A 13412-nucleotide genomic window follows, 5' to 3' on the forward strand; every position below is an offset into this window, starting at 1 on the left:
GCGCAGGTCGTGCTCAACCGAGTCCGCCACCCCGCCTTTCCAGCCACCGTCTGCGGCGTGGTCTATCAGGGCGTCGAGCGCGCGCATTGCCAGTTCAGTTTCGTGTGCGACGGTGCCCTGTCCCGCCCACCCGCCATATCGGGCTGGTCGCGCGCGGCACGGATCGCGGCGGCAGCCTTGTCGGGCAGCGTCTATGCGCCGGTGGGCCTCGCCACCCATTACCATACCTATGCCGTCACCCCCGCCTGGAACCGGGCGATGGTAATGACCGACATGGTGGGCGCCCATCTCTTCCACCGGTGGAAGGGCTATTGGGGAACGGCGGCGGCGATGAGCCGGGCCTATGCCGGAGGCGAAGTCCTGCCCGTCGCGGTGCCAGCGCCCCAGCCGGAGGCCGTGGCGGTCGCGACGGCCGACAACGGGACGCTACCGCCCGTATCGACGACTCTGCCGGTCCCGCCTCTGCCCGGCGCCGTGGCCACCCCCACGCCTGCGTCCGCTCCGCGCATGCCGCAAAAGACAATGCCCGCGGCCCCCACCGGCACCACGGGCATCACGGAAAAGCTGATCCAATCGGGCGACATCCTCGACAAATGGAAGGATAGCGGCCGCCCGATCGATCGTCCCGGCGAGCCGCGCCCGGTCAGTCCGGGCACGGTCACAGCATCAGGTCAGCGACGATAGTTGCGGTCATGCTTCTCGAAACGGACCTGGCGGCTGAGCATATCATAGCGCCGGTCCAGATCACGCTGTTCGCCGATGCTCAGCCCACCGCCCGACCGGCGATAGCGATATTCCAGCTGGCTCAGGTCGCGCAGTTGCGAGCGCAGGCGAACCGCTTCACGCCGGTTGAGCGCACCCGAACGGATGCCCTGGTCGATCCGGGCATTCAGCTGCCCCTGGCGCTGCGCGATCGGCGTCCAGCGCTGCGCCTCGGCGATCGTCGGGACCGCGATGGTGGCAAAGCCCAGCGTGGCGAGAATCATGGCCTTCATGACGTTACTCCCATAAATAAGCGGGCGAATACTGGCCCGATGAGGAATATGGTGACGACCGTTCGCAAAGCTGTCGCACCATGATGACGAAAGTGTCATCAATTGTCGCAAGGCGATGCACTTCGTTCATCTGGAACGGCGCATGGGTCGAGCGGACAACCGCTAACAAATGAATGGGCCGATCTGTCGCGCATCTTGATGCACGACCGACCGGCCCTGTCCTCGGGATCGATTGTGGACCGCGTTTAGCGGCAGCGAACATTGTCCCGCTCGATCGCACGACCGGCGAGCGCGCCGCCAGCGGCACCCAGCAGCGTACCCAGCGTCTGCGAACCGCCCGATGTGATTGCGGCACCCAGCGCGCCACCGGCGATACCGCCGACGATCAGGCCCGTCGTGCCGTCGTTACGGCGGCAATAATAACGACCGTCCTGACCGACATAGACGCGGTCGTTCCGGCCGAGGCGACGCTCGCGATAGCGCGCATTGTCGACATAATAGCGGTCGGCATAATAGCCGCCATAAGCCGGGTCGGGCCGATTATAGTCATAGGCGTAGCGCGGCCCACCATAATCGCCGCCCAAGCCGCCACCATAGGTCGAACAACCGGAAACCAGCGTCGCGGCCGCCACCAGGCCGAGTGTCCATGCACGCATTTCATCCTCCCTATCAGGTGATGTGGGTGGAAGCGCGCGGCGCGGGGAAAGGTTGCGATAGGTTAAAGGCTCGCGCGGAAATTGGCGAGGTTCGGGTTATCCAGTTGATGCCGCTCGGCGGGAACGGCGGAAGGCTGTATCAATCGCCTCTTCCGCCAACCAAACGCCGCCCCCGCTTCAGCCCAGGTGAAGTCGAAGCCAAGGCAAATCCTGTCGGCGCAGGGCGCTATCGGACATGCCTCTCTGACGGGAAGGTTTACTGCCGCACCTTTTCGATACAGGGCCTCTTAACAAGAACTGGGATGAATGGAGGCGATGACAATCAATGCCTCCTCCGTTCCGCAACTGGACCCCGGCCTTCGCCGGGGTGGTGGTAGAGCAAGAAGTTTACTTCTTACAGCAGCGCCCCCTTTGCCATGCTGAAACTGCCTTCCGTACCCGAGCGGATGGTCACTCCGCCGCTTGGGCCTGCCGCTTTTCGAGCAACGGCTTCAGATACTTGCCAGTGAAACTGCGCGGTTCGGACGCGACTACCTCCGGCGTACCGACCGCGACGATCTCTCCGCCCTTGACGCCGCCTTCGGGACCCAGGTCGACGATCCAGTCGGCAGTCTTGATGACGTCGAGATTATGCTCGATGACCACCACCGTATTGCCCTGTTCGACCAAGGCATGGAGCACCTCGAGCAGCTTGCGCACGTCCTCGAAGTGCAGACCTGTCGTCGGCTCGTCCAGAATGTAGAGCGTGTTGCCCGTCGCCCGGCGCGACAGTTCCTTGGCCAGCTTTACCCGCTGCGCCTCGCCGCCCGACAGCGTCGTCGCCTGCTGGCCGACCTTGACGTAGCCCAGCCCCACCTCGACCAGCATCGCCATCTTGTCGCGAATCGGCGGCACCGCCTGAAAAAATTCGGCGGCGTCTTCGACCGTCATGTCGAGCACATCGGCGATCGAGTGGCCCTTGAACTTCACCTCCAGCGTCTCGCGATTGTAGCGCGCGCCGTGGCACACGTCGCAGGTCACATAGACGTCGGGCAGGAAGTGCATCTCTATCTTGAGCACGCCATCGCCCTGGCACGCCTCACACCGCCCGCCCTTGACGTTGAAGCTGAAACGGCCGGGCTTGTAGCCACGCGCCTGCGCCTCGGGCAGCCCGGCGAACCAGTCGCGGATCTGGGTGAAGGCGCCGGTATAGGTCGCCGGGTTCGATCGCGGCGTGCGGCCGATCGGCGACTGATCGATATCGATCACCTTGTCGAGATGCTCTAGGCCCGTGATCTTCTCATGCTTACCCGCCAGGATGCGCGCGCCGTTCAGCGACCGCGCGGCGGCGGCATAGAGCGTATCGATGGTAAAGCTCGACTTGCCCGATCCCGACACGCCGGTGATGCAGGTGAAGGTGCCAAGCGGAATGCTCGCGGTCACGCCCTGCAGATTGTTGGCGGTCGCCTTGTGCACGGTCAGCTTCTTGCCCGACCCCTTGCGCCGCTTGGCGGGCACGGCGACCTCACGCGTGCCGTTTAGATAGTCGGCGGTCACGCTGGTCTTGGACTTGAGCAACTGCTTCAGCGTGCCGTGCGCGACGATCTGGCCGCCATGCACGCCCGCGCCCGGCCCCATATCGATGACATAATCGGCGGTGCGGATCGCATCCTCGTCATGCTCGACCACCAACACGGTGTTGCCCAGGTCGCGCAACCGGCGCAGCGTGGCCAGCAGCATATCGTTGTCGCGCTGGTGAAGCCCGATCGACGGCTCGTCGAGCACGTACAGCACGCCCGACAGACCCGATCCGATCTGCGACGCAAGCCGGATGCGCTGGCTCTCGCCACCCGACAGCGTGCCGCTGGTCCGGTCGAGGTTCAGGTAATCGAGCCCGACATTGTTCAGGAAGCCCAGCCGCTCGACGATTTCCTTCAGGATCGGCTGGGCGATGGCGCGCTGCTGGTCGGTCAGGTGCTCGGGCAGCCCGGTGAAGAAGGCCAACGCGTCGACCACCGACAGATGCGTGGCATAAGAGATGTCCTGCATGGCGATCTTGACCGCCAGCGCCTCGGGCTTCAACCGCGCGCCGTGGCAGACCTCGCAGGGCTGCGACGACTGATAGTTGGACAGTTCCTCGCGCATCCAGGCGCTCTCGGTCTGGAGCATCCGGCGGTTGAGATTACCGATCACGCCCTCGAACGGCTTCTTCACGTCGTACGACTTCTTGCCGTCGACGAAGGTCAGCGTCACCGCCTTGCCCTTGGTGCCGTGCAGAATAGTCTGATGCACGGACGGGTCGAGATCCTTCCACGGCGTCTCCAGCGAGAAACCGAACTCGCGCGCCAGGCTGCCCAGCACCTGCATATAATAAGGGCTGGGCGGGTTCGACTTGGCCCAGGGCACGACCGCGCCCTTCTTGATCGACAGCTCGTGATTGGGGACGACCAGATCCTCGTCGAAGATCAGCTTCTCGCCCAGACCGTCACAGGCCGGGCACGCCCCCTGCGGCGCGTTGAACGAGAAGAGGCGCGGCTCGATCTCGGAAATGGTGAAGCCGCTTATCGGGCAGGCGAATTTCTCGGAAAACACGATCCGGCCCTCGGGCGCGTTGTTGCCGAGCACCGCGGACTTAGGCGTGGCGGGCTCGACCGGATCAGCCGGGTCGACATAGGCCAGGCCATCGGCCAGCTTCAGCGCGGTCTCGAAACTGTCGGCAAGCCGTGTGGCGATGTCTTCGCGTACCACAAGACGGTCGACGACCACCTCGATGTCATGCTTGAACTTCTTGTCGAGCGCAGGCGCTTCATCGATCTCGTAGAGCTGGCCGTCGATGCGGACGCGGGTGAAGCCCGCCTTCTGCCACTCGGCCATTTCCTTGCGATATTCGCCCTTGCGGCCGCGCACGACGGGGGCAAGCAGGTAGAGGCGTGTCCCCTCGGGCAGGGTCATCACCCGGTCGACCATCTGGCTGACCGTCTGCGCCGCGATAGGCTCGCCGGTGGCGGGGCTATAGGGGATGCCGACCCGCGCCCAGAGCAGGCGCATATAGTCGTAGATTTCGGTGACCGTCGCCACGGTCGAGCGCGGATTGCGGCTGGTCGTCTTCTGCTCGATCGAGATGGCCGGCGACAACCCCTCGATATGGTCGACGTCCGGCTTCTGCATCATCTCCAGAAACTGGCGCGCATAGGCCGACAGCGACTCGACATAACGCCGCTGCCCCTCGGCATAGATGGTGTCGAACGCGAGGCTGGACTTGCCCGACCCCGACAGGCCGGTGATGACCGTCAGCGTGTCACGGGGAATGTCGATATCGACATCCTTGAGATTATGCTCGCGCGCGCCGCGGACGGAAATCTTGGTCAGCATGAGGCAGGTTCTACTTCTGTTCCGGGAGGAATGCCAGAGGCGAGATAGGAAGGGCAGCGGGACGTTTCGAGGGGGGCGGGCTTGCGGTAACGTGCGACGATCGCTCATGATCCCGCCCGGAGCATGGGGATTGCACTTCCCGGCGGCTCCATGTGATATTGTATCACACCTCGCGTGGAGACGTTCCATCTTGTCGAAGACCCTGCACCTGACCGCCCTGCTGCTGCTGGCGACCAACACCGCCCCCGTCTTTGCGCAAAAGGCCGAGAAGACCGAGACCAAGACCACCACCGAAAAGAAGGATGACGAGGCCAAGCGCCCGCCCCTGCCCGACGACAAGACGATCACCCAGAGCGCGCGGATCGGCGGCAAGCTGGTCACCTACAAGGCGACCGTAGGCAAGATTTCGGTGCGCGACGACAAGGGCAAGGAGATCGGGCAGGTGGTCTATACCGCCTATACCGTGCCCGGCGGCGATGTGCGGCGACCCGTCACCTTCGCGTTCAACGGCGGGCCGGGCGCATCGTCGGTCTATCTGAACATGGGCGCGGTCGGCCCCAAGCGCGTGCCGTTCGGCGCGCAGGGCGATGCGCCGTCCGACGCGCCGATCGCCACCGACAATCCCAATAGCTGGCTGGATTTCACCGACCTGGTGTTCATCGATCCGATCGGCACCGGCTTCAGCCGCAGCCTGGTGGATGAGGCGGAGACCAAGAAGGCCTTCTACGCCAACGACCCGGACATCAAATATCTGTCCGAGGTCGTCTATGACTGGCTGGTTCAAGCCGGGCGGCTGCGCTCGCCGAAATACATCATGGGCGAAAGCTATGGCGGCTATCGCGCGCCGCGCATCGCCTATGAGCTTCAGTCGCAGATCGGTGTCGGGGTGAACGGGCTGGTGATGGTGTCGCCCTATCTCGACCCGGCCTCGGGCGACGATGCTACTGCCCTGTCGCCCTTGCCCTGGATGATCGACCTGCCCTCGATGGCTGCCGCGCAGCTGGAGCGACAGGGCAAGCTGACGCCCGAAGCGATGGCAGGGGTCGAGGCCTATGCGCGTGGCGATTACCTGCGCGACCTGATGCGCGGGCGGTCGGATAGCCAGGCGGTCGACCGGCTGGTGACGCGCGTCACCGAGCTGACCGGGCTCGATCCCGCGCTGGTCCGTCGGTTGGGCGGACGGGTCGATACGCGCACCTATCTGCGCGAGATTCACCGCAATGATTCGACGATCGGCAGCATTTACGACTCCAACGTCACCGCCTTCGACCCCTTCCCCTGGTCGTCGCAGCAGCGGTCCAACGACCCGCTGCTCGATTCGCTGATCGCGCCGACGACCAGCGCGATGGTCGATTTCGTGACTCGCGAAGTGGGTTGGAAGACCGACGCCCGCTATCACGCGCTGTCATACGAGGTGAACAGCGCCTGGGATCGCGGCAAGCCCGACGACACGCCCGTCACCGACCTGCGCAAAGCGATCGCCAACGATCCGAAGATGAAGGTGATGATCGTGCATGGCTGGGACGACCTGTCCTGCCCCTATTTCGCGTCGCGACTGATCGTCGACCAGATGCCGAGCTACGGCGTGGCCCAGCGGGTGAAGCTGAACGTCTATCCCGGCGGGCACATGTTCTACAGCCGCACCGACAGCGGCGCGGCCTTCCGACGGGATGCGATGGCGATGTACGGAGGATAAGGTCTTTGTCCGATACGGATTGATCCCTCTCTCCCCAATGCTCCGCCCCCCTCCAAAACGGAGGGAACGTCGCTCGCCAGCCTCGAAATCCTCCCGATGATCCCCATCGGGAGGATTTTCACATATGGCGACCGCGACGGCGATCGAGGCGTTCATCCAGCGTTGGCAGGCCTGCGAAGGCGGGGCGGAGCGCGCCAATTACGCGCTGTTCCTGACCGAGCTGTGCGCGATCATCGGTGTCGCCCCGCCCGATCCGGCGCACGCGACCAGCACGCGTAACGACTATGTGTTCGAGCGGGCGGTCGTCCTGCCCGGCGAGGACGAAGACCGACGCGGCCGGATCGACCTCTATAAGCGCGGCTGTTTCGTGCTGGAAGCCAAGCAGAGCCGCGAAGGGCTGGGCGCGAAGTCACTGGCTGCCGAGGGACCGATGCTCCCCGGCCTGCTGCCCGACGAAGCCGGAGCCGCACCCCGCTCGCGCCAATGGGACGTGCTGATGCGCCGCGCGCGCGAACAGGCCGAGCAATATGCCCGCGCCTTGCCGGTCGAGCATGGCTGGCCGCCCTTCCTGATCGTCGTCGATGTCGGTCGGGTGATCGAGCTGTTCGCCGACTTTTCCGGCCAGGGGAAGCACTACAAGCAGTTCCCCGACCGCGCCCGGTTCCGCATCACGCTGGACGACCTGCGCCGCGAGGAGGTGCGTCAGCGTCTGGCGACGATCTGGGACGCGCCGCTCTCGCTCGATCCGACCCGCCATGCCGCCGCCGTCACCCGCGACGTGGCGGCGCGACTGGCCAGCATTTCCAAGCTGCTGGAGGAACGCGGCCATGACCCGGAGGGCGTGGCGCTGTTCCTGATGCGGTGCCTGTTCACCATGTTCGCCGAGCATAGCGGGCTGTTGCCGGCGGGCGGCTTCGTCACCTTGCTGTCCGATGCGCGCGAACGCCCGGACGCCTTCGTGCCGTGGATCGAGGATCTGTGGCATTCGATGGATCGGGGCGGCGAGGCCAATGTCCTGCGCTGCGCGGTGCGGCGGTTCAACGGCGGCCTGTTCCACACCGCCGACGCCCTGCCCCTCAACCGCGAGGAGATTGGCGAACTGCTCGCCGCCGCCCGGCGCGACTGGCGCGATGTTGAGCCCGCGATCTTCGGCACGCTGCTCGAACAGGCGCTCGATCCGTTCCAACGGCGGCGGCTGGGCGCACATTACACGCCGCGCGCCTATGTCGAGCGGCTGGTGACCGCGACCGTGATGGAGCCGCTGCGCGACGACTGGGCGCAGGTGCTGAGCGCGGTCGAGGCCGAACGTCCCGACAATCCGCGCGCCGCCGTGCAGCGGGTGCGCGACTTCCACCGCAAACTGGCGACGACGCGCGTGCTCGACCCCGCCTGCGGCACCGGCAATTTCCTATACGTCACGCTCGAACTGATGAAGCGGCTGGAAGGCGAAGTCCTCGAAGTGCTCGCCGAGCTGTCGGGCGAAGAAATCCTGCATCTGGATACCGAGACGGTGCACCCGCGCAATTTCCACGGCATCGAATACAACGCCCGCGCCGCCGCCATCGCCCAGCTGGTGCTGTGGCTGGGCTATATCCGCTGGCAGTTGCGCAATGGCGGGCAAGTCTCCGATCCGGTGCTGGAGGACGTCCAGTCGATCGTCACCGCCGACGCGCTGCTCACCCCGTCGGGCGCCAAGACGCCTTGGCCCATAGCGGAGTTCATCGTCGGCAACCCGCCCTTCATCGGCGGCAAGGACCTGCGCGGACGGCTGCCCCAGGGCATGGCCGAGGCGCTGTGGCGCGCCTATCCGAAGATGCCGCGCGCCGCCGATTATGTGCTCTACTGGTGGGACCGCGCGGCACAGGCACTGGCCGCCAGGGGCTCGCCGCTGATCCGCTTCGGCTTCGTCACCACCAACTCGATCACCCAGACCTTCGGCCGCCGCGTGATCGCGCGGGCGATCGAGGGGCCGGTGCCGCTGTCGATTCTCCATGCCATTCCCGACCATCCCTGGACCAAGGCGACGCCCGATGCCGCGATGGTGCGCATCGCGATGACGGTGGTGGCGCGCGGCTCGGCCGAAGGACGCCGCCTGCGGATCGTCCACGAAAGCGCCCTGGACAGCGACACCCCGACGATCCGCTTTGCCGAGACGATCGGGCGGATCAATGCCGACCTGTCGGTGGGAACCGATGTGACCCGAGCCCAGCCGCTGCTCGCCAATCAATGGCTCTGTTCGCCGGGGGTGAAGCTCCACGGCGCAGGCTTCATCGTCTCGCCCGCCGAAACCATGCTGCTGGGGCTCGGCAGTCGTGAAGAGCTGGAGCGCCATATCCGCCCCTATTGCCACGGACGCGACCTGACCGCCCGGACACGCGGGGCGATGGTCATCGACCTGCTCGGCCTGTCCGAAGCCGAGGTACGGCAACGCTTTCCCGAGGTGTACGGGCATCTGCTGCGGATCGTGAAGCCCGAGCGGGACGACAATGCCCGGGCCAGCTACCGCAACCAATGGTGGCTGTTCGGCGAACCGCGTCGCGAACTGCGCCCCGCGCTGGAGGGGCTGTCCCGCTACATCGCGACGGTGGAGACCGCCAAGCACCGGATCTTCCAGTTCCTGGGTGCCGATACGCTGCCGGACAACATGCTGGTCTGCGTCGCGTCCGAGGAAGCGCTCCATCTGGGCGTGCTATCGTCCTCGGCCAGCCTGGCTTGGACCTATGCCAATTGCGGGCTGATGGGCGTTGCCAAGTTCGAGCAGGGCCACCGCTACACCAAGACCCAGGTCTTCGACCCCTTTCCCTTTCCCGAGGCGGACGGCACTGCGGCGCGCACCATCGCTGATCTGGCCGAAGAACTCGACGCGACCCGCAAGCGCATCCTTGGCGAGGTGCCCGACCTGACCCTGACGGGGCTCTACAATCTGCGCGCCAAGCTGGTCGCGGGAACCCCGCTGACCGATGAGGAGCAGGACCTCCGCCGCGTCGGATCGGTCGACCTGATCGCGCGTCTGCATGACCAGATCGATGCCGCCGTCATCGCCGCCTATGGCTGGCCCGCAACCATTACCGCGCCCGCCATGGTCGAGCGGCTGGTCGCCCTGAATGCCGAGCGGCGGGCCGAGGAACGCAGCGGCCGCGTCCAGTGGCTCCGCCCCGATTTCCAGAGCCGCCGCGCGGGCGCCACGCCGATCGCCCCCACCGATCGCGCGCTGCCGCTGGCCGAGCCGACCACCGCCAAGCCCGTCTTCCCCCGCGATCTGGGCGGCCGCATCGCCAGCGTCTTTGCGCTGCTCGCCACCGACCGCCCGCTGAGCGCCACCGCGATCGCCCAGCATTTCGCGCAGGGCCGTCAGGTCGAACGCGCGGTCGCCACCGCTTTGGCGGGCGCGGTGCGACTGGGTTACGTGGCGCAGGAACCCGACGGCTATCGCCTGCGCCGGGTGGCGTAACGCCTGAACTCGCGATAGACGCTCCAACGGTATACGAAATGGAGCGAGCGAGATGGCAGGGATGATCGGCGGATCGACGGCGGAACGCGAACTGGCGAGCCTGTCGCCCTGGGCGAACCCTGCGCCGGTCATCACGGCGGAGGAACGCGCGCGCCGAATGGACCGGGCGCGCGAACTGACCGCGCAGATGGGTGCCGATGCGATCCTGATCGGGGCGGGCGCGTCGCTGCGCTATTTCACTGGCGTGGCCTGGGGCGCGACCGAGCGGCTGGTCGCCATGCTGCTGCCGGTCAAAGGCGATCCGATTTTCATCTGCCCCGCCTTCGAGCTGGGATCGTTCGAGGCGAGCCTTGGCATTCCCGCCACCGACATCCGCCTGTGGGAAGAGGATGAAAGCCCCTCTGCGCTGGTCGCGGACGCGCTGAACGGTGCGAAGATCCTGGCGATCGATCCGGCGCTGGCCTTCCTGTTCGTCGACCGCATTCGTCAGGCGGCACCGGGGGTGTCGCTGGTCAGCGGCGCGCCCGTGGTGGACGGCTGTCGTTCGATCAAGTCGCCCGCCGAGATCGCGCTGATGCAACAGGCGATGGACATCACGCTGGAGGTCCAGCGCCGCGCCGCACGCATCCTGCACGAAGGCATTCGCGCGTCGGAGGTGATCCGCTTCATCGACCAGGCGCACAGGGCGCTGGGTGCCTCGAACGGCAACACTTTCTGCGCGGTGCAGTTCGGCCGCTCGACCGCCTTTCCGCATGGATTGCCGCAGGACGATGTGCTGCGCGATGGCGATCTGGTGCTGGTCGATACCGGCACGCTGATCGACGGCTATCACAGCGACATCACCCGCACCTATGCGTTCGGCGAGGTCGGTGACGAGATCCGCCGCATCTGGGATATCGAAAAGGAAGCCCAAGCCGCCGCCTTCGCCGCCGTCCGCCCGGGCGAGCCTTGCGAATCGGTCGACTATGCCGCGCGTGCCGTGCTCGATCGGTCGGGCCTGGGCCCCGACTATCGCCTGCCCGGCCTGCCGCACCGCACCGGCCACGGCATCGGCCTGTCGATCCACGAGCCAGCCTATCTGGTGCGCGGCGACAAGACTCCGCTGACGCCCGGCATGTGCTTTTCGAACGAACCGATGATCGTCGTGCCCGACCGCTTCGGCGTGCGGCTGGAGGATCATTTTTACGTGACCGAAACGGGCGCCGCCTGGTTCACCGAGCCGCAGCCTACGATCGACGATCTGGGGTGAAGGACCGTCCCGGCTTAGGCCTGGGCTGGTTCACGTGAAGATGCAAAGCCGCGAAGAAGAGGTTCGCGCGGAGGCGCTGAGACGCGGAGGGTTGGAACTCGCCGCGCCAGCGGCCCTGTCATCTCGACCTGTCGATGATGTCCAAGCGCTGCCGCGCGGGCCGTGATCTCCGCGCCTCCGCGTCTCCGCGCGAATAAAGTCCTTCGCGACTTCGCGGCTTCGCGTGAAAGACGGCCTTATACCACCGTAAACCCGGCCCAGAACGGGTCTTCGCGGTCAATCCAGATCGTATTGTAGCCGGTCGACACCGCCGAGCCCTGGATCGACGGCACGATCGCCGCCTGTCCGCCGAGCTCCGTCGCCTCCTCGACCCGGCCGATAAAGCGGCTGCGGATATAGCTTTCGTGTACGAAGCGGTCGCCGACCTTGAGTCGCCCCTTCGCCGCCAGATGCGCGAGGCGCGCGGAAGTGCCGGTGCCGCACGGGCTCCGGTCGATCGCCCGCTCGCCATAGAACACCGCATTGCGCCCGTCCGCGTCCTCCGTCGAAGGCTTGTCGGCCCAGAGCACATGGCTGACCCCCCGGATCGAGGGTTCTAGGGGATGCACCGGCTCGAACTTCTCGCGGACCAGTTCGCGGATCGTGCGGCTCAGTTCCACCAGCTTCGACGCGCCCAGATCGTCCAGCCCGGTATAGGCCCCCTGCGGCTCGACGATCGCATAATAATTGCCGCCATAGGCGACATCCAGCGTCAGCGGACCGAAGCCCGGCACGTCGATCTGAATCCCCTCGGCCGCCAGATAGGCGGGGACGTTGCGGATGCGAACGGCGGTGACCTTCGCGCCCTCCCTTTCATATTCGATATGGATGGTGCCCGCAGGCACCTCGACCTTCAGCTTGCCGGGCTCGCGCGGGGTGATCAGGCCGTTTTCCAGGCCGAAGGTGATCATGCCGATCGTGCCGTGCCCGCACATGGGCAGGCAGCCGCTCGTCTCGATAAACAGGATCGCCGCGTCGCTATCGGGTTCGCACGGCGGATAGAGGAAGCCGCCCGACATCATGTCATGCCCGCGCGGCTCGAAGCACAGCCCGGTGCGAATCCAGTCGAACCGCTCGAGAAAGTCCAGCCGCCGCTCGGCCATGCTGGCCCCGCGCAGCAGCGGTGCGCCGCCCGCCACCAGCCGGACGGGGTTGCCCGCCGTGTGGCCGTCGATGCAGAAAAAGGTATGGCGGATCGTGGGTGACGTCATCGGGATTCCCTTGCTGTAAAATCCGTATACGATATGACCAGCCCTATGCCCAAGCCGGAAAATCACGCGCGTCTCTCGGATCATCGCACGGCCATCGTGGTCGGTGGCGGCGTCATCGGCACGACCACGGCGCTTGCCCTGCAACGCGCCGGTTGGGCCGTCACGCTGATCGAGGCCGAGGAGACCCCGCGCGCCGCCTCCTGGGGCAATGCAGGCCATATCGCGACCGAACAGGCCGAGCCGATCGCTTCCCCCGCGATGGTGCGCGGTTTCGCCAAGCGGCTGTTCTGTCGCGGCGGCGCACTCGCCCTGCCGCCGCGCGAGATCGCGACGTGGCTGCCTTTCTCGCTCCGCCTGCTGAAGGCCGCCCGCCCCGCGCGATATGAGCGTTCGCATCAGGCGCTAGCGGCATTGCTCGCCCAGGCCATGCCAGCGTGGCAGCGGCATGTCGCGGCGCTCGGTGTGCCCGACCTGCTGCGCCCCGACGGCCATGTCGTGCTGTGGGAAACCCCGGAGAGTGCCGCGCGCGGCTTGGCCAACTGGCAGGCGGCGGATACCGGCACTGCGCGCTTCCGCCCGCTGACCGAGGCGGAGTTACAGGACTGGCGCACCCGCGTCCGCGCGCCCATCGCGGGCGGCATCCGATTCGAGGGCAGCGGCCAGATCGCCGACCCGACGCGCCTCGCCGAAACCACGACCTCGCGCTTTGAGGCAAATGGCGGCACCCGCCTCATCGCGCGCGTCGAGGCGATCAGCGACGGCGA

General features: G+C 66.2%; 9 protein-coding genes. 5 read left to right on the forward strand and 4 right to left on the reverse strand.

The window, feature by feature from the left end:
• A partial coding sequence (locus SB4_RS13210) for a cell wall hydrolase (protein WP_193753818.1) occupies positions 1 to 684 on the forward strand: 684 nt, incomplete at its 5' end.
• Here the strand turns inward: SB4_RS13210 and SB4_RS13215 are convergent.
• The 3 genes from SB4_RS13215 to uvrA all read right to left on the reverse strand — a co-directional run bounded on the left by SB4_RS13215 (position 672) and on the right by uvrA (position 5002).
• Entirely contained in the window at positions 672 to 995 is a 324-nt protein-coding gene (locus tag SB4_RS13215; RefSeq protein ID WP_058716164.1) for a hypothetical protein, read from the reverse strand. The two genes, SB4_RS13210 and SB4_RS13215, sit on opposite strands and share 13 nt — an antisense overlap.
• Before the next feature lie 245 nt (positions 996 to 1240).
• Positions 1241 to 1651 carry a glycine zipper 2TM domain-containing protein gene (locus SB4_RS13220; protein ID WP_193751756.1) on the reverse strand — a complete coding sequence of 137 codons (411 nt, stop codon included), beginning with the start codon at positions 1649 to 1651 and terminating at the stop codon, positions 1241 to 1243.
• 450 nt (positions 1652 to 2101) lie between these two features.
• Positions 2102 to 5002 carry an excinuclease ABC subunit UvrA gene (gene uvrA / locus SB4_RS13225; protein WP_058752936.1) on the reverse strand — a complete coding sequence of 967 codons (2901 nt, stop codon included), beginning with the start codon at positions 5000 to 5002 and terminating at the stop codon, positions 2102 to 2104.
• A 190-nt stretch (positions 5003 to 5192) separates the two neighbouring features.
• Between uvrA and SB4_RS13230 the strand changes: the two genes are divergently transcribed.
• The 3 genes from SB4_RS13230 (at position 5193) to SB4_RS13240 (ending at position 11398) form a co-directional block, all read left to right on the forward strand.
• The gene (locus SB4_RS13230; RefSeq protein WP_082670161.1) at positions 5193 to 6698 is read left to right on the forward strand and encodes a S10 family peptidase; all 1506 of its coding nucleotides are present in this window, start codon (positions 5193 to 5195) and stop codon (positions 6696 to 6698) included.
• Positions 6699 to 6822: 124 nt separating this feature from the next.
• Positions 6823 to 10149: a class I SAM-dependent DNA methyltransferase gene (locus SB4_RS13235; protein ID WP_058752937.1), complete on the forward strand. Its 3327-nt coding sequence runs from the start codon at positions 6823 to 6825 to the stop codon at positions 10147 to 10149.
• 52 nt (positions 10150 to 10201) lie between these two features.
• Positions 10202 to 11398, forward strand: coding sequence for a M24 family metallopeptidase (locus SB4_RS13240; RefSeq protein WP_058752938.1), 1197 nt, complete (start codon positions 10202 to 10204; stop codon positions 11396 to 11398).
• A 236-nt stretch (positions 11399 to 11634) separates the two neighbouring features.
• On the opposite strand, the gene SB4_RS13245 is transcribed toward SB4_RS13240, so the two are convergent.
• Complete coding sequence (locus tag SB4_RS13245; RefSeq protein ID WP_206598010.1) at positions 11635 to 12648, reverse strand: 4-hydroxyproline epimerase; 1014 nt, start codon at positions 12646 to 12648, stop codon at positions 11635 to 11637.
• Positions 12649 to 12693: 45 nt separating this feature from the next.
• On the opposite strand from SB4_RS13245, the gene SB4_RS13250 reads away from it, so the two are divergent.
• The coding region (locus tag SB4_RS13250) for an NAD(P)/FAD-dependent oxidoreductase (protein ID WP_153006209.1) at positions 12694 to 13412 on the forward strand (719 nt) is incomplete at its 3' end.

It is taken from the genome of Sphingomonas sanguinis (genome assembly GCF_001476905.1).
GTDB lineage: Bacteria > Pseudomonadota > Alphaproteobacteria > Sphingomonadales > Sphingomonadaceae > Sphingomonas > Sphingomonas sanguinis_B.